14 protein-coding genes are annotated in these 17,376 nt (G+C 71.3%); 8 read left to right on the forward strand and 6 right to left on the reverse strand.

Annotated elements, in window-relative coordinates:
• Window positions 1-30: 30 nt before the first annotated feature.
• The 4 genes from P3T39_RS03375 to P3T39_RS03390 all read right to left on the reverse strand — a co-directional run bounded on the left by P3T39_RS03375 (window position 31) and on the right by P3T39_RS03390 (window position 6,718).
• The gene (locus tag P3T39_RS03375; RefSeq protein WP_280695771.1) at window positions 31-3,414 is read right to left on the reverse strand and encodes a DUF4082 domain-containing protein; all 3,384 of its coding nucleotides are present in this window, start codon (window positions 3,412-3,414) and stop codon (window positions 31-33) included.
• 109 nt (window positions 3,415-3,523) lie between these two features.
• The gene (locus tag P3T39_RS03380) at window positions 3,524-4,231 is read right to left on the reverse strand and encodes an acetyltransferase (protein WP_280695772.1); all 708 of its coding nucleotides are present in this window, start codon (window positions 4,229-4,231) and stop codon (window positions 3,524-3,526) included.
• Window positions 4,225-5,319: a Gfo/Idh/MocA family oxidoreductase gene (locus P3T39_RS03385; protein WP_280695773.1), complete on the reverse strand. Its 1,095-nt coding sequence runs from the start codon at window positions 5,317-5,319 to the stop codon at window positions 4,225-4,227. The genes P3T39_RS03380 and P3T39_RS03385 overlap by 7 nt, the downstream gene beginning before the upstream one ends.
• A 61-nt stretch (window positions 5,320-5,380) precedes the next feature.
• Window positions 5,381-6,718, reverse strand: coding sequence for a sugar transferase (locus P3T39_RS03390; protein ID WP_280695774.1), 1,338 nt, complete (start codon window positions 6,716-6,718; stop codon window positions 5,381-5,383).
• Window positions 6,719-7,124: 406 nt separating this feature from the next.
• Between P3T39_RS03390 and P3T39_RS03395 the strand changes: the two genes are divergently transcribed.
• Genes P3T39_RS03395 through P3T39_RS03405 form a run of 3 tightly spaced genes read left to right on the forward strand, consistent with a single transcriptional unit; the run spans window position 7,125 to window position 10,408 of the window.
• On the forward strand, window positions 7,125-8,042 hold the full coding sequence (locus P3T39_RS03395) for a glycosyltransferase family 2 protein (protein ID WP_280695775.1): 918 nt from the start codon (window positions 7,125-7,127) through the stop codon (window positions 8,040-8,042).
• Window positions 8,043-8,045: 3 nt separating this feature from the next.
• A complete protein-coding gene (locus tag P3T39_RS03400; RefSeq protein ID WP_280695776.1) occupies window positions 8,046-9,332 on the forward strand; it encodes an MFS transporter in 1,287 nt (428 codons plus the stop codon).
• Window positions 9,329-10,408 (forward strand): hypothetical protein, encoded by a 1,080-nt coding sequence (locus P3T39_RS03405; protein ID WP_280695777.1) that lies wholly within the window; start codon window positions 9,329-9,331, stop codon window positions 10,406-10,408. The genes P3T39_RS03400 and P3T39_RS03405 overlap by 4 nt, the downstream gene beginning before the upstream one ends.
• Before the next feature lie 132 nt (window positions 10,409-10,540).
• Here P3T39_RS03405 and P3T39_RS03410 read toward each other — a convergent pair whose 3' ends face one another.
• Entirely contained in the window at window positions 10,541-10,804 is a 264-nt protein-coding gene (locus P3T39_RS03410; protein ID WP_280695778.1) for a dsRBD fold-containing protein, read from the reverse strand.
• Window positions 10,805-11,228: 424 nt separating this feature from the next.
• On the opposite strand from P3T39_RS03410, the gene dnaK reads away from it, so the two are divergent.
• The 3 genes from dnaK to P3T39_RS03425 all read left to right on the forward strand — a co-directional run bounded on the left by dnaK (window position 11,229) and on the right by P3T39_RS03425 (window position 14,809).
• The gene (gene dnaK / locus P3T39_RS03415; RefSeq protein ID WP_280695779.1) at window positions 11,229-13,115 is read left to right on the forward strand and encodes a molecular chaperone DnaK; all 1,887 of its coding nucleotides are present in this window, start codon (window positions 11,229-11,231) and stop codon (window positions 13,113-13,115) included.
• Window positions 13,115-13,696 carry a nucleotide exchange factor GrpE gene (grpE, locus tag P3T39_RS03420; RefSeq protein WP_280695780.1) on the forward strand — a complete coding sequence of 194 codons (582 nt, stop codon included), beginning with the start codon at window positions 13,115-13,117 and terminating at the stop codon, window positions 13,694-13,696. The genes dnaK and grpE overlap by 1 nt, the downstream gene beginning before the upstream one ends.
• A 198-nt stretch (window positions 13,697-13,894) precedes the next feature.
• Entirely contained in the window at window positions 13,895-14,809 is a 915-nt protein-coding gene (locus P3T39_RS03425; protein ID WP_280695781.1) for a DUF2797 domain-containing protein, read from the forward strand.
• 9 nt (window positions 14,810-14,818) lie between these two features.
• On the opposite strand, the gene P3T39_RS03430 is transcribed toward P3T39_RS03425, so the two are convergent.
• Entirely contained in the window at window positions 14,819-15,832 is a 1,014-nt protein-coding gene (locus P3T39_RS03430; protein ID WP_280695782.1) for an adenosine deaminase, read from the reverse strand.
• A 101-nt stretch (window positions 15,833-15,933) separates the two neighbouring features.
• Between P3T39_RS03430 and P3T39_RS03435 the strand changes: the two genes are divergently transcribed.
• A complete protein-coding gene (locus P3T39_RS03435; RefSeq protein ID WP_280695783.1) occupies window positions 15,934-16,542 on the forward strand; it encodes a DsbA family protein in 609 nt (202 codons plus the stop codon).
• 25 nt (window positions 16,543-16,567) lie between these two features.
• Entirely contained in the window at window positions 16,568-17,374 is an 807-nt protein-coding gene (locus tag P3T39_RS03440; RefSeq protein ID WP_280695784.1) for an MBL fold metallo-hydrolase, read from the forward strand.
• The last annotated feature ends 2 nt before the right edge of the window (window positions 17,375-17,376 follow it).

Here is a 17,376-nt window from a genome sequence, read left to right on the forward strand (position 1 = left end):
GGGGGCGGGGCCGGAGCGGGTGTGCGGGTGTCACCGTGTGCGACGGGCCGCCGGGGAGCCGGAGCCGTTCGGCGCGGTCAGCGGCGAGGCCGTCGGCTCCCGGCCGGGAACCGCCGTCCTCGGTCCGTTTGCCTTGCCCGGCAGGCCGTTGATCAGGCCGCCGAGGATGTCGGTCAACGGCTTGACCGGAAGGGCGAGTTGCAGGGACAGCGGCTGGGCGGCGGCGGCCGGCCGGACGTTGGTGAAGACCGGGTCTACCCAGTAGTTGGTGGAGTTGAAGGTGTTGGTCGGGAAGCCGCTCGAACCGTACTTGTAGATGCCGTTGGCGCTGGCGGGGGTGTCGGCCGTGGCCCGCAGCGGGTACGCCGAGTAGCCCGCGGCGAGGTAGCCGCTGCTCGCCGAGTAGTGACCCTTGGGCGCGTAGTACGACACCAGGTACGTGGTGTCGGCGGTGATCGCCACCGGGGTGGCGAAGTTCAGCTGCTGCCAGCCGGAGGCGCTCTCGTTGCTGAAGGTGCCGGTGGCGAGCTGGGTGCCGGAGGAGCTCCACAGGGTGCCGGTGTGGGTGCCGGTGTTCAGCGCGGACTTGTAGAAGCGCACGCCGGTGATCCAGCCGTCCAGCGTGGAGCTGAACCGGGTGCCCACCTCGACGGCACTGCCGTCGCCGGAGTCGAGGCTGGCCGGTGCCGCGGTGGAGTTCCACAGCGAGCAGGGGCAGTTGACCGCGGGCGGGGTGGGGCTGGTGGTGAACGTCCAGGTCCGGGGGGCGCTCATCGGGTTGCCCCACGGGTCGGCGGCCTGGACGGTGGCGGTGTAGGCGGTGTTCAGCGCCAGTTGCCCGTTGGGGCGCAGCGTGGCGGTGGCGGTCGCGGAGTCGTAGCCGACGGTGGCGGTGACCGGCGTGCCGCCGGGCCCGGTGAGGGTGAACTTCAGGGTGGCGGTGTCGATGCTGTGGCTGAAGGTCGCGGTCGGTGTCGTGGTGATGGCCACCCCGGTCGCCCTGTCGGCCGGTGTGCCGGCGGTGACGGTCGGCGGGGTGACGGTGTCCACGGAGGTGTCGAGAACGGCGTCCACCCAGTAGTTGGAGCTGTGGTAGCTGGAGTTCGGGAAGCCGCCGCCGGTGTTGTAGGTGTAGAGGGCGTTGTCTCCGTCGGCTCCGGACATCAGCGCCTTGATCGGGTCGATTCCGGCGCCCTGGCTGGTGAAGTAGCCGTCGTCGTAGGAGTAGTGGCCGCCCGGTGCGTAGTAGGAGGCGATGTAGGTGGTGTTGGCCTTGACCGGGACGGGCGAGGAGAAGACCAGCTGCTGCCAGCCGGAGGCGCTCTCGCTGGTGAAGGTTCCGGTGGCCAGTCGGGTTCCGTCGGCGCTCCACAGGCTCCCGGTGTGGGTGCCGGTGTTCAGCGCGGACTTGTAGAAGCGCACGCCGGTGACCGAACCGGCGACCGTGGTACGGAACTTGACGCCGAGCTCGATCGGCCCGGCGTCACCGGAGTCGAGGTGGGTCGGGACGGCCGAGCTGGGCCAGATGGTGCAGGGGCACTGCTGCGGGCCGACGGTGAGGCTGACGGTGGCGACGGTTCCGGTGTTGACGGAGTCGTTGACGCCGCGCACCTGGATCTGGGCGGGGCCCTGGGTCAGCGGCGTCCAGGTGTAGCTCCAGTCGGTGCTGCCGGTGGCGCCCTTCCAGGTGGCACCGCCGTCGACGGAGACCTCGACCCGGGCCACCACGCCGCCGCCGAGGTCGGCGGCCGTACCGCTGACGGTGACGGGCTTCTGCACGGGCACGGTGACACCGGCGGCCGGCGAGGCCACCGTGACGGTGGGACCGGTGAGTTCGGTGGAGGCGGTCGCGCGGACCAGTCCGGCCTGCAGGGTGGTCGGCTGGACGCCCATGTCGGCGAGCAGGTTGACGGTCGCCTGCTGCATCCGGGGGTCCTCGGTGGTGGTGTTGCCCACGTGCAGGGTGTCGAGGCCCCAGGACCACTGGACCGTTCCCGAGCCGAAGACCAGGGCCTTGGAGACCGGGTCCCGGTAGATGGTCGGGCTGTGGGTGGCGACGCCGTTGCCGTAGGTGTTGCCGTTGTCCAGCAGATAGGTGCCGTCGGTGATGGACACCGTGGTCGAGGAGAGGTCGATCGCGCCCGGCGGTCGCGAGCCGTTGTCCTCGTCCACGTCCCACTCGTAGCCGAGGGTGCCGGTCGGGAAGGTGGCGACCTGACCGGGTGGGAGGGTGGCGATGGAGGTGTTGCGCCACAGCCGCAGCCTGCCGTAGGCGGCGGGTACGGTCATCGCGTCGTTGCGGTAGCCGTTGACCCGGAACAGCTGGCCGGTCACGGCGTTCTGCGGCTTGCCGCCGCCGCGTCCGGCGCCGACCGGGTCCATCCAGGTGCCGGTCCACTGGCCGCTGGGGTCGGGTACGCCGTCCACTCCGGGGATCTGGAGCTTGGTCTCCTTGTAGCTGACCATGGTGCGGTAGGCGCTGCCCGATCCGTCGATGGAGTTCTCGAAGCGGGTGCGCCAGAACATCTCGTTGGCGGAGAAGAAGGCCAGGTCGACGCCGGCGGTCCGAGCGGCGGTCACGTTGTCGCGCTGCGCCTGGTTCCAGTACTCGTCATGGCCGTTGGACATGAAGATCTTGTGGTTCTGCAGCAGCATGCCCTTGGTGGTGACGTCGATCCCGGAGAGGTAGCTGACGTCGTACCCGTTGCGTTCCAGCCAGGCGATCATCGCGTACTCGGAGCCGTAGACGCCGTTGTCGGCACCGATGTCCAGCGGACGGTTGTAGCTCACCTTGTACGCACGGCCGTCCGGCGCGGACCCGGAGCCGAGGTAGAGGTTCTGCCCGCCCCAGGTGTTGTACGCCTGCCAGCTCTCGTCACTGGTCTGCACCACGATGTCGCTGTGGCTGCTCTCGTCGCGGACGACGATCGGGTAGGGCATCAGCCCGGTGCCGTCCGACTGCGAGAGATTGGCGATGTAGAGGCCGGAGACGGCGTCGCCGGGCACCGCCCAGGTGGCGGTGACGCTCCAGTTGCCGCAGTCGACGAGCCCGGTGGAGCTGTCGGAGAGGCAGTTGGGCTGGGCCTTCGCCGGGAAGGTCGCGGTGGGCGAACTCGGCATCCTGCGCGCCCGGTTGCCCTGGTACCAGCCGAGGCGGTAGATGTCGATCGTGTACGGGCCGGGCGACTGCACCTTGAACTGGACGGTGTCCCCGGGCTTGACGCTCTCGTGGGTGGTGAAGCCCTGGATGCTGCCCCAGGCGTTCGGGGAGTACCAGTCCTCCAGTGGATCACCCGGCTTGCTGTTCTCGCAGGCGACCTTGTTGACGACGGGCGGGGCGCACGGGTCGCCCGCCGCATGGGCCGCCGGTGCCGCCAGGCAGGCGGCCGCCAGCAGCAGTACGGCGGCGAGCATGGCTCGCAGGAGCCCGCCGCTGCCGTGGGCACGGTGTCGTATGGGTGGACTGCTCGGGGATGTGTTCATGCCGCTGCCGATCTTCATTGCCGTTACTCCCCTGCTGTGCTTACGAACTGCCGGGCGCCGGGGCGGGCTCCATCGGCCGCCCCGGCGCCCCCGCCGCCGCACGGAGGAATCTGGCCGGATTCCCGGCCCAGACCTCCAGCGGTGGAACGTCGTGCAGAACCACCGACCCCATGCCGACCAGCGACCACCGGCCGACAGTGGTGTACTCGCGGACCATCGCGCCCGCGCCGAGGTAGCAGCCGCGCTCCAGCCGTACGCCGCCACCGAGCCTCACCCCGGTGGCCAGCGTGGCCAGTTCGGCCACCTCGGTGTCATGGGTGAGCACGACCTGCGGCATCACCGCGACATGGCTGCCGACGGCGGCCCGGGCGGTGATCACGACATTGGCCAGCAGTACGCTGCCTGGGCCGATCTCGGCGGTGGTGGCGATCTGCGCACTCGGGTGCACCAGGGTGGCGTACCGGTCCTCGGGCAGCTTCAGGCGCTCCAGCAGATCCGAACGGCTGCTGTAAACCCGGGGGTTGACGGTGCACAGCACGACCTGCGCGCCGGTGAGGTCGTGCACCGCCTCGGCCGGGCCGAGCACCGGCACACCGTCCACCTCGCGGCCGTGCAGCGCCGGGTTGTCGTCCAGGAAGCCGCGCAGCCGCCAGCTGTCATCGGCCGCGCGGGCCACCTCGGCAGCCTCCCGGCCGAAACCCCCCGCACCGACGATCACCAGATCACGGCGTGCCCGGCCCGTCACCATGCCACGCCCACCCGCTGCACCGAGGGGAGCGGCACCAGGGCCCCCTGCCGCTCCAGGCTCTGCGCCGCCGCCTCCAGAATCTCCAGCACCCGCAGACCGGAGCGGCCGTCGGTGAGCGGTGCCCGTCCCTGACGGATCGCGGCGGCGAACTCCTCCACCATCGCGCGCAGCGCCTCCTTCTCGCCCAGCGCCGGTGCGACCATGTCGCCGGAACGGTAGTTGACCATCAGCTCCCGACGCTCACCGGCGTCGAGCTGGTCCGGGCTGGAGAGGTCCACTCCCCGGTCGAAGAGGGCGATCCGCTGCTGCGGATTGAGGTCGTCCCACACCACGGTGCGCTTGGAGCCGCCGACCATGGTGGTGCGCACCTTGGTCGGGGAGAGCCAGTTGACGTGCACGTGCGCGATCGCGCCCGAGGCGAGTCGCAGCGTCAGATACGCCACGCAGGCGTGGCCGACCCCGAGCGGGTCGGCGGCCTGCGCCGCCACCGCGATCGGCCGGTCCTCCTCGGGCAGCACGACGTCCAGGATGGACAGGTCGTGCGGGGCGAGGTCCCACAGCACGTCCACGTCCTTCTGCACCAGGCCGAGGTTGATCCGCACCGAGTCGACGTACTGGATGTCGCCGATCTCCCCGGAGCCGACCAGCTCGCGGATCCGGCCGACGGCCGGGGTGTAGCAGTAGGTGTGGTCGCACATCAGCACCAGATTGCGCCGCTCGGCCTCGGCCACCAGCAGCCTGCCCTCCTCGCCGGTGGCCGCGAGCGGCTTCTCCACCAGGACGTGCTTGCCCGCGCGCAGGGCGGCCAGCGCGACCTCGAGGTGGGTAGCGGCCGGGGTCGCGACGGCGATCGCCGCGACCCCGGGATCGGCGAGCACTGCGGCGTAGTCGTCGGTGGCGGAGACGGTCGAGTACTCACCGAGCACCCGCTGGGCCCTGGCCAGGTCCAGATCGCACACCCAGCGCAGCCGGAACTCCTCGGCGGCCTGGAAGTTGCGGACCAGGTTCGGCCCCCAGTAGCCGGCCCCGACCACGGCCAGGCCCAGCGGACGGGCTTCGGTCCGGGCGGTCGGCGCAGTGGCTGTCACGTGACGGTTCCTTTCGGAAGAATTTGACGAGCAGTCATCTGAGTGACACTCAAGAGATGTATCAGTACGCGCCCTTGCCGCGCGCGACGGCGCCGGTGGTGCGCAGCAGGATCTGCGCGTCCAGGGCGTGGGACCAGTTGTCGACGTAACTGAGGTCGAGCCGGACGGCTTCCTTCCAGGGCAGGTCGGAGCGGCCGCTGACCTGCCAGAGTCCGGTCAGGCCCGGCTTGACCAGCAGCCGGCGGCGGGTGGCTTCGTCGTAGTCGAGGGTCTCCTCGGGCAGCGGCGGCCTGGGGCCGACCAGCGACATGTGCCCGGCCAGGACGTTGATCAGCTGGGGCAGTTCGTCCAGCGAGTAGCGGCGCAGGAAACGGCCGACGCCGGTGGTCCTCGGGTCCCTGGTCATCTTGAACAGCGGGCCGTCGTTGTTGAGGTTGAGTTCGGCCAGTTCGTCCCTGAGCTCCTCGGCGTTCTGCAGCATGGTGCGGAACTTGAACATGGTGAACGGCTCGCCGTCGAGCCCCACCCGGCGCTGCTGGAACAGCGCGGGCCCGGGGCTGGTGACGCGGACGGCAGCGGCGACCAGCAGCAGCAGCGGGGTGAGCAGCAGGAGTCCGACGGCGGCGGCCAGCCGGTCGAGTATCTCCTTGGGCAGCCGGGCCGCCGCCGACCTGGACGGCGAGCGCAACCGGAGCAGCGGCAGACTGCCGACCGCCTCGACACTCAGCCTGGTGGCGACGACGTCCGAGAGCATCGGGCTGATCAGCAGCTGGACGCCCTCGCCGTGCAGGTCCCAGCCCAGGCGGCGCAGCGCCGTCTCGTCCAGGACCGGATCGGGCAGGACGATGACCGCGTCGCAGCCGGTACGGCGGACGACGGACAGCACGTTGTCCTTGCCGCCGAGGACGGGCAGCCGCTGGTCGGGCAGCCGGTCCAGCGACGGGGCCGCGGTGAGGCAGGTGCCGATCAGCCGCAGGCCGTGCGGGGACTGTCTGGCGAGCGAGGCGGCCAGCCCGGACACCGCCCCCGGATGGCCGACCACCAGGACGCGGCGCAGATTGCGCCCGGCCGCCCAGCCGGCCGTCAGCCGCCACTGCAGGACGCGGCGCAGCAGTGCGGTCAGGGCCACCGCGCCGGTCAGGGCGAGCATCGCGTCGTGCACCAACCTGTCCTGCCCCAGGACGAGTTCGGAACCGAGGAGGGTGACGGCGCCGAGGGCCAGCGCGGCCCTGGTTATTCGCCGGTACTCGTCACCGCCGCCCAGGTGGCGCTGCCCGTAGGCGCGTTGGGCCAGCAGGGCGAGCGGCCACAGCAGCGGCAGCAGGGCGACGATCTCCTGCCGCCCGCCGCAGAGGTGGACGGTGAAGGCGGTGGCGGCTGCTGCCGCCACGTCCATCATGACGACCTTCAGTAAGTGCTCGTGCTGCCACCTCCGTCGCAGCTCATGCGGTGTGATGACATTACTTATTCGCTCCGATCGAGCGGCCGACTCCACGGCCATGCTTCCCCCCTGGTGCGTCCGACGAAGGTTGCCCGAACTGCGAGAAGCGAGCGCCGGACACCGACATCCCCCACCAAAGTCCGTGTCGCTCGCGTAGCACCATGCGATCCCCAGGCAGCAAGGTAGTCGCCCGATCACGCTCCAGGAGGACAAACCGCAAACAATCTCTTCAACTATGTAGCAGTACGGTGGAGATAGCGTTCGCACGAACGCATGTGCGCAGGTCACTCGAACACCGAATCCGCTGACCAAGACCCCCGATCCATCGCATACTTGGCACGCGCCAGCTGCGAGGAGGGGAACGATGAAGCCCGCAAGGGTCGAGGTGATCGTGGTCACCTGGAACAGTGCCGAGGTCCTGCCGGGGTTGCTGGACTCCCTCGAACAAGGTTTGAAGGACGTCGACTGGCATCTGACGGTGGCCGACAACGCCTCCACCGACGAGAGTCTGACGATCACTCAGAAGATGCTCCCGGACGCCGGCACCGTCCAGACCGGCTACAACGCCGGGTACGCGGCAGCGATCAACACCGCACTGACCGAGATCGAACCCTGCACCGCCGTCCTGGTCCTCAACCCCGACATCCGCCTGGCCCCCGGCTGCGTCGCCGCCATGCTCCCGCACCTCGGCCGTTCGGGCACCGGCATCGTGGTGCCCCGCCTGCACGGCGAGGGCGGGACGCTCACCCACTCACTGCGCCGCGAACCCGCCCTGCTCCGGGCCCTCGGCGAGGCCGTCCTGGGCAACCGGCGAGCCGGGCGCTACCCCCGGCTCGGCGAGACCGTCACCGCCGAGGACGCCTACCGCACCGCCAGCACCGCCGACTGGGCCACCGGCGCGGCCCTGCTGATCTCCTGGGACTGCGTCAGCGCCTGCGGCGCCTGGGACGAGTCGTTCTTCCTCTACTCGGAGGAGACCGAGTACGCCCTGCGCGCCCGCGACCTCGGCTACCTCACCCGGCTCGCCCCCGAGGCCCACGCCGTCCACCTGGAGGGCGACTCCGAGGTCTCGCCGAGGCTGTGGACCTTACTCACCCTCAACAAGGTCCGTCTCTTCCGCCGCCGCCACCGCCTGCCCTCGGCCGCCCTGTTCTGGGCGGCGACACTGCTGCGCGAGAGCTCCCGCGCGCTGCTCGGCCACCGGCGCAGCCGCCGGGCCGCCGCCGCCCTGCTCAGCCCGAGGCGGCTGCGCACCAGGCCCACCGCGGAAAACCTGGCCTGATCCGTGTACCTCTCCTCCGGCCGCGCCGCCGACTCCGCCAAGCGGACGGCCCCCGAGCGGGCAGAGGGCACCTCGCCGAGGTTCCGCGCCGGGCGCCGGGTCGCCGCCAACGTCCTTGCCCTGGGCCTGGTCAGCTTCCTCACCGACATCTCCTCCGAGATGGTCAGCTCGGTACTGCCCCTGTACTACACCTCGGTACTCGGCCTGACCATGCTTCAGACCGGTTTCCTGGACGGCCTGTTCAACGGCGCCTCGGTCTTCCTGCGCCTGGCCGGCGCCCACCTCGCCGACCGCTTCCACGCCCGCAAGCCCGTCGCCCTGGCCGGCTACGCGCTGTCCGCCGTGTGCAAACTGGGTCTGCCCGCCGCCGGCGCCTCGCTGCCGGGCATCAGCACCGTGCTGGCCGTGGACCGCAGCGGCAAGGGCCTGCGCACCGCCCCGCGCGACGCGCTGATCTCCCTCTCCAGCACCCCCGAGACCCAGGGCCGCGCCTTCGGCGTGCACCGCACCCTCGACACCGCAGGCGCCTTCGGCGGCCCGCTGATCGCCTTCGCCGTCCTGTCGGCCGTCGCCACCGCCTACGACGCGGTGTTCATGGCCAGCTTCTGCGTGGCCGCCGCGGGCGTGCTCGTCCTGCTGCTCTTCGTCCGCGAGCGGAGCGGCCCACCGGCCCAACGCCGGCCCGTCACCCTCGGTGCCGGTCTCGGGCTGCTGCGCGACCGGTCGTTCGGCCGCACCTGCCTGTGCGTGATGCTGCTGGAGACGGCCACCATCAGCGACGCCTTCGTCTATCTGACGCTCCAGCACCAGGACGGCCTCGCCGCCCGCTGGTTCCCGCTGCTGGCCCTCGGCACCGCCGCCCCGTACCTGCTGCTCTCGCTGCCGCTCGGCTCCCTCGCCGACCGGGTCGGCCCGTGGCGGCTCTTCCTGGCCGGACACGTCTGCTTCCTCGGGGTCCTGGCGCTGCTCGGCTCGTCCCGGGGCGGCCCGGTGGTACTGGGCGCGGTGCTCGCCCTGCACGGCGTGTTCTACGCGGCCACCGACGCCCCGCTGATGGCCCACGCCGCCGCACTGTTGCCCGTCCACGCGCGCACCTCGGGCTTCGCGGTACTGCAGAGCCTTCAGGCGCTGGCGATGTTCGCCTCCTCGCTGCTGTTCGGGGTGGCGTACCGCTTCCAGGGCCCGCAGTGGACGCTCCAGGTCTTCGGCACCGGTCTGCTGGTCTGCCTGGTGGCATCGGCCGTACTGATCCGGGACACCGACAAGCAGACTGCGAAAGAGGCGAAGTGACGGTCACTCGGACACCCCCGCCCGGCGCCCCCGGCGAGGACGCGCCCGTGTTCACCAGGGGCCGGGTGATCGTCTTCGCGCTCGCCCTGGCCCTGCTCGCCGCGCTCGGCATCGGCTACGGCATGCACGCCGCCCACCGCACCGACCGCGCCCTCCACCAGGGTTCGGGCGCACCGCCCGCCGCCGACGAACTCGACCTCACCGGCGCACACGGCAGACTGCTCTTCCGCGACACCGAACCGGGCCCCGGTTTCGGCTTCCTGGCCACCGTCGACCGCGGCGACTCCACCGGCCCGCGCACCGTGGGGAAGACCCCCTGCGAGCGCGTCTACGCCGCCGCGGGCACGGTCGTCTGCCTCACCACCGAGTACGGCGCGATCCCCAGCCACCACGTCAGGATCCTGGACGCCACCCTGCGCGAGACCCGCAGGATCGACCTCGGCGCGGGCGCGCCCAACCGCGCCCGGATCTCGGCCGACGGCCGGATGGCCTCCTGGACGGTCTTCACCTCGGGCGACTCCTACGCCGCCAACTCCTTCGCCACCCGCACCTCCATCCTGGACGTCCGCACCGGCGCCCTGACGGCGACCCTGGAGGACTTCGCCCTGCGCAAGGACGGCAAGGTGTACCTACCGGTGGACCGCAACTTCTGGGGCGTCACCTTCACCTCCGACGACAACGCCTTCTACGCCACCATGTCCCCGGTCAGCACCGGCAGGACCTACCTGGTCAAGGGCGACCTCGCCCAGCGCTCCATGACGGTCGTCCGGGAGAACGTCGAGTGCCCCTCGCTCTCCCCCGACGGCACCCGGATCGCCTTCAAGAAGCGGATCTCCAGCGACCCCGTCCGGCCCTGGCGGCTGTACGTCCTCGACCTGGCCGGCGGCAAGGAGACCGAACTCGCCGAAACCCACAGCGTGGACGACCAGGCCGCCTGGCTGGACGACTCCACCCTCGCCTACGCCCTCCCGGCCCCCGGCGGCACCAGCTCCGACCTGTGGACCGTCCCCGCCGACGGCACCGGCACCCCCGAGCTCCTGCTGCACGGCGGCTTCTCCCCCGCCCCGCTGCCCTGACCTGCGCCCGGCCGGCCGGTCGGCCGGTCGGCCGGTCGGCCGGTCGGCCGGTCGGCCGGTCGGCCGGTCGGCCGGTCGGCCGGTTGGCGAGCTGGCCGGCCGGGCGGTTGGCGAGCTGGCCGGCCGGGCGGCTCAGTAGATCAGGTAGCCGGGCCGGTGACCCTCGTCGGCGATCTCACCGTCCGCCTGGGCCCTCAGCCGATGGGACAGGTCCTCCAGCGCGCGCGCGGCCGCGAGCTCCTCGCCGATCCTGGCCAGCGGGCGGTCGTCCACACTGCGGGTCGACTCGCCGTGTCCGCGCAGGCCCGGCGCCCGCGCCCCGATCAGAGACGCTTCGCATACGGTGTGCACACCGTCCTCGTCAAAGCTCAGCTGCACATCCCATTGATTCTGCATGGCCGACCTCCAGAGCCGTTCACCCCCCGTTGCTCCCGCTCAACCACCAGCGTGCGCCTGGCCCCCACCAGCCGCAAGACCGGCCGTGACGTGGGGAGGAGATCCCGGCCGCACCCCACGGAACCGGTGGCTGGCCGATATCCGACGTACCGCCAGAAACCTTTCTGATCGGGTATCCGTCCGCGAATACCCGTGTCGAGGCCCTCCGGGGAGGCCGGACTCTGCTCGGCCGCCAGATGCGCCCCGGTTGCCATGGCTCCCAGCATCCCCGATCGCCGACGGCCGGGGATCGTGCCCGGAGACGGTCCGGCTTCCCCCCGCGGGTGAGCGGCTCTCGACGCTCCTCGGCCGCCTGCGAGTGCCCTCCGCCGCCCGGGGCAGGAGAATGGGTACGAGGTGACCTCCCCGGGGAGGGAGAACTGAAATGGCACGCTCAGTCGGTATCGACCTCGGTACCACCAACTCCGTTGTCTGCATCCTCGAGGGCGGCGAGCCCTCGGTCGTCCCCAATGCCGAGGGGGCCAGGACGACACCTTCCGTCGTCGCCTTCGGCAAGAGCGGCGAAGTCCTGGTCGGCGAGGTCGCCAAGCGCCAGGCGGTCACCAACGTGGACCGCACCGCCCGCTCGGTCAAGCGGCACATGGGCGAGCCGAGCTGGCACTTCCCCGAGAGCGGCGACATCGACGGCAAGCGGTACACCGCGCAGGAGATCGCCGCCCGGGTGCTGCAGAAGCTCAAGCGGGACGCCGCCGCGTACCTCGGCGAGGACGTCACGGACGCCGTCGTCACCGTCCCCGCGTACTTCAACGACGCCCAGCGGACGGCGACCAAGGAGGCGGGCGAGATCGCGGGTCTGCGGGTGCTGCGGATCGTCAACGAGCCGACCGCCGCCGCCCTCGCGTACGGCCTCGACAAGGAGAACGAGCAGACGATCCTGGTCTTCGACCTCGGCGGCGGCACCTTCGACGTCTCGCTGCTGGAGATCGGCGAAGGCGTGGTGGAGGTCAAGTCCACCAACGGCGACACCCACCTCGGCGGGGACGACTGGGACCAGCGCGTCATGGACTTCCTGATCAAGGAGTTCCGCAACGGCTACGGCATCGACCTGTCCAAGGACAAGATGGCCTCGCAGCGGCTGCGGGAGGCCGCCGAGAAGGCGAAGATCGAACTGTCCTCCGCCACCGAGACCACCATCAACCTGCCCTACATCAGCGCCTCCTCCGAGGGCCCGCTGCACCTGGAACAGCGGCTGACCCGGGCTCAGTTCCAGCAGCTCACCGCCGATCTGCTGGAGCGCTGCAAGACGCCGTTCCACCAGGCGATCAAGGACGCGCGGATCACGGTGAACGACATCGACCACGTGATCCTGGTCGGTGGCTCCACCCGGATGCCCGCCGTCACCGAGCTGGTGAAGGAACTCACCGGGCGGGAGCCGCACAAGGGCGTGAACCCGGACGAGGTCGTCGCCGTCGGCGCCGCCCTGCAGGCCGGTGTCCTGAAGGGCGAGGTCAAGGACGTCCTGCTGCTCGACGTCACCCCGCTGTCCCTCGGCATCGAGACCAAGGGCGGCATCATGACCAGGCTGATCGAGCGCAACACCACGATCCCGACCAAGCGCTCCGAGATCTTCACCACGGCCGAGGACAACCAGCCGTCCGTGCAGATCCAGGTCTACCAGGGCGAGCGCGAGATTGCGGCGTACAACAAGAAGCTCGGCATGTTCGAGCTGACCGGCCTGCCGCCGGCCCCCCGCGGCCTGCCGCAGATCGAGGTCACCTTCGACATCGACGCCAACGGCATCATGCACGTCGGCGCGAAGGACCTCGGCACCGGTCGCGAGCAGCGGATGACCGTCACCGGCGGCTCCTCGCTGCCGAAGGACGACATCAACCGGATGATGCGCGACGCCGAGCAGCACGCCGAGGAGGACCGCCGCAGGCGCGAGGCCGCCGAGACCCGCAACCAGGCCGAACAGCTCGTCTACACCACCGAGAAGCTGGTGAGGGAGAACCCGGAGAAGGTCCCCGACGACGTCAAGGCCGAGGTCGACGGCGCGATGACCGAGCTCAAGGAGGCGTTGAAGGGCAGCGACGACGCCGCGATCCGCACCGCGCTGGAGCGGGCCAGTACGGCGGCGCAGCGGATCGGCACCGCGATGTACGCGCAGGCCCAGTCGACCCAGGCGCAGGCGTCCCAGTCCCAGGGTTCCCAGGGCGGCGAGGCCACCGGCGCCGGTACCTCGGGGCCCAGGGACGACGAGGTGGTGGACGCCGAGATCGTCGACGAGGACAGACCGAAGGGGGCGCCCTGATGAACGAGCCCCACAATCACGACCGTTCCTCGGAACTGGTCCGGTGCGGCCATCGCCGTCCCACCGAGCCGGACACCTCCCCCACGGACACCTCCCCCACGGTCACCGCAACCGCCGAGAAGCCCTCGACGCCCGCCGAACTGGAGGCCCTGCTCACCGAGCGGACGGCCGATCTCCAGCGGGTCCAGGCCGACTTCGAGAACTACCGCAAGCGGGTGCGCCGGGACCGGCTCGCCATCCGGGAGATCGCGGTGGCGAACGTCCTGCTCGGTCTGCTGCCGGTGCTCGACGCCCTCGACCGGGCCCGCGAGTACGGCGAGCTCACCGGCGGCTTCGGCGCCGTGGCCGACGAGCTGACCGAACACCTCACCGCACTCGGCCTGCTCCCCTTCGGTGAACCGGGCGACCCCTTCGACCCGACCCGGCACGAGGCCCTCGTCTACTCCCACTCCCCCGACGTCGACGTGGCCGTCCCCACCTGCACCGTCGTCCACCGGCCCGGCTACCGCGTCGGCGTCCACCTGCTGCGCCCGGCCCAGGTCACCGTCACCGCACCGGGACCCGACCCGGCCCCCGGGTAACCGGCCGGGCCCGGCCGGGCGTGCGGGCAGCCTGCGGAACAAATCACCCCGCCGGGACGGAATCGGCGGCAGGGCGATTGCCGGATGACCTGGCCAGGGTCCGTCCAGCCGGTTCTTCCGCGGACGGTGGCGGAGAGGTCGGCCCGTCTGTCGGGCCCTCCGGGTAGCCTGGCGGATTGGGACGCTGAGGGGATTCTGGTGACGCAGGCAGCGGGATGGACGGCCAACGGCTTGCACTGGCACGGCGGCCGTCCGTACCTGAGCGCGCGCAACGGCGAGCGCGAGCACGAACGACAGGTCGCCCCCGGCGATCGGATCGGCTGGCTGCTCACCGGGCCCCGCCGCTGCACCGGCGTGCTGCTGCCCGGCGAGCCGCAGCGCCGCCCCTGCCCGCACCGGGCCGCCATCGACCCGCACGGCGCCGCCGTCCAGTGCGCGGCCTGCCAGAGCGCCGACCGGGGCCTCGCCCTGGCCCGCGACCAGATCCTGGACGACGGCCGCACCTACCGCCTCTACCTCGCCTGGCTCGGCACCGGCCTCCTCAAGGTCGGCCTCACCGCCGAACAGCGCGGCCACAGCCGCCTGCTGGAACAGGGTGCACTCGCCTTCACCTTTCTCGCGCGAGGCCCGCTGCCGGGCGTCCGCCGCGCCGAACTGACGGTCTCCGGCGCGGGGTTGGCCCGCGAGAGGTTCCGCATCCGGGCGAAGACCGAGGGCTGGTGGCACCTGCCCGACGCCGGGCAGCGCCGCCACGAGCTGGCCGAGGCACGCGACGAGGCGCTGCGCCTGCTGGCCGACCACCATCGCATCGAGCACCTCGCGGACGGTGAAGTCACCGACCACGTCGAGCTGTTCGGGCTCGCGGACGGTGCACCCGCCGAGTACCGCGAGGTCACCGGGCTGTCGGACGGCGCGGTGCTCGCCGGGACACTGCGCCGTCCGATCGGCCGCCAGCTGTTCGTCGAGCAGGGCGAGGGCCCACCGCTACTGCTGGACACCCGGCGGCTGGCCGGCTGGACACTGTCCGCCACCGACCGGCCCCCGGGCGCGGGCGTCGAACTCCACCTCCGCAGACGGCCCGAGGCGCCGAGTACCCAGGATGCCCTGTTCTAGGCGGAGAGGTCAGCCGATCACGCCCTCGGTCACGTAGCTCGGGAAGCGGTACGCGTCCACCTCGGCGAGGTACCGGGCCCGGGTCGGCTCGTCCAGGAAGGACGCCTCGAAGGAGTTGCGGGCCAGCGTGCGCACCTGCTGCTCGTCGAGGCCGAGGACGGCGGCGACCTCGGTGAGGTTCTGATCGACGTAACCGCCGAAGTAGGCCGGGTCGTCGGAGTTGACGGTCGCCACCAGACCGGCGTCGAGCATCTGCCGCAGCGGATGGTCGGCGAGGGTGTCGATACAGCGCAGCCGCACGTTGGAGAACGGGCAGAGGGTCAGCGGAATCCGCTCCCGGGCGAGGCGCTCGACCAGCTCCGGGTCCTCCAGTGCACGCAGACCGTGGTCGATCCGCTCCACCTTCAGCAGGTCCAGTGCCTCCCGGACGTAGGAGGCGGGCCCCTCCTCGCCCGCGTGGGCGACGGCGCGCAGGCCCAGCTCACGAGCCCGGTCGTAGACGGCGGTGAACTTGGAGGGCGGGTTGCCCACCTCGGCGGAGTCGAGACCGACGGCGGTGATCCGGTCCAGGTAGGGCCGGGCCGACTCCAGCGTGGCCAGGGCCGACTCCGCCGGCTGGTCCCGCAGGAAGCACAGGATCAGCCGGGTGGTGATGCCGTACCGGGCCTCGCTGCGCTCCAGCGCGGCGGTCAGCCCGGTGACGACGGTCCCGATCGGGACACCCCGGGCGGCATGCGCCTGCGGGTCGAAGAAGATCTCGGCATGCCGCACGCCCTGGGCCTGAGCGCGAGCCAGGTAGGCGTCGGCCAGGTCGGTAAAGTCCTGCGCGGTCCGCAGTACGTCCATCAGCCGGTAGTAGAGGTCGAGGAAGGACTGCAGGTCGTCGAAGCGGTAGGCCGCCCGCAGATCGGCCACGTCCGCGAACGGCAGCGTGACGGCGTTGCGCTCGGCCAGGACGAACGTCAGTTCCGGCTCCAACGTGCCTTCGATGTGCAGGTGCAGCTCAGCTTTGGGTATCGGCATCAGGCAATCCTACGGAGTCTCCCTTCCGGAAATACCTGAGCAGTCAGTTACTGTTGTGTCAGGCAAAGCACCTGAGCCCCACATCAAGGCAGGTTTCCCCGATGCAGCTCGTCTACGTCCTCGACTCCTACTGCGGCTGGTCGTACGGCTTCGCCCGCACCATGGCCACCGTGGCCGACCGCCACCCCGAGCTGCCCGTCGAGGTGGTCTCCGGCGGCCTGTTCACCGGCGGCCGCCGAGTGCCGATCCGCGAGTTCGGCTACGTCCAGGGCGCGAACGCCCGGATAGCCGAGCTGACCGGGGTCGAGTTCGGCGAGGCGTACGAGCGGCTGATCGCCGACGGCTCGTTCGTGATGGACTCCGAGGACGCCGCCCGCGGCCTGGCCGCGCTGCGCGAGGCGGCGCCCACCCGGGCCGCCGAGCTGGCAGCCGCCCTCCAGGAGGCGTTCTACCGCGACGGCCTGAGCCTCTCCGAGCCCGCCACCTACCGGAAGGTCGCCGAGGAGGCCGGGCTGGACGCCGACGCGGTCCTCCGCGCCTTCGACTCCCCTGCCGCCAAGGCCGCCGCCACCGCCGACTTCCGCCGCGCCGCCCAGCTCGGCGTCGAAGGCTTCCCCACCCTGCTGGCCGTGGACGGCCGCCGGGCCGCCGTCCTGGCCGTGGGCCATGCCACCCCAGCCGAGGTGGACCGCCGCCTCGCCGCCCTGTGACCGCACCCTGCTGAGGAGATTCCCGATGAGCACCCTCGACTTCAAGGTCATCGACCTGGACTTCCCGGTCGGCAGCAAGAACAAGACCGCCACCCTCGTCACCGGCGAGCGCGAGGCGCTGCTGGTGGACACCGGCTTCACCCGGGCCGACGGCCACCGCCTGGTGGCAGAGGTCCTGGACTCCGGCAAGGAGCTGACCAGGATCTTCGTCAGCCACGCCGACCCCGACTACTACTGGGGCGCCGAGGTCCTCGCCGACGCCTTTCCCAAGGCCCAGCTGCTGGCCACCGTGCCGGTGATCAGGCACATCCGCGCCGCGTTCGAGGGCAAGCTCCGCGCTTGGGAGGCGGTCGGCGCCAACCGTCCGACCAGGCTGGTCGAGCTTGAGCCGCTGACCGGCGACCTCCACCTTGAGGGCCACCGCTTCCAGCTGATGGGCGGACACCCCACGCTCCCCGACCGCCACTACCTCTGGCAGGCGGAGCACCGTGCCGTCCTCGGCGGCGTCCTGGTCTTCCAGCGCGAGCACGTCTGGACCGCGGACACGCCCCGCGACGAGCAGCGCGCCGTCTGGATCGAGCTGCTGAACGAGATGGAGGGGCTGGACCCGCGCCTGGTCGTCCCCGGCCACCGGCTGCCCGGCACCCCCGCCGACCCCAGCGCGATCGCCTGGACCCGCGACTACCTGCTGACCTTCGAGACCATCCTCTCCGCCGCCGCCGACGGCGCGACCGCCACCGAGGAGCTGGTGCAGCGCTACCCGGACGCGGGCATGCTGATCGCGGCCCAGATCGGCCCGAAGGTCGCCAAGGGCGAGGTGGCGTGGGGCTGACC

Source organism: Kitasatospora sp. GP82, assembly GCF_029892105.1.
GTDB lineage: Bacteria > Actinomycetota > Actinomycetes > Streptomycetales > Streptomycetaceae > Kitasatospora.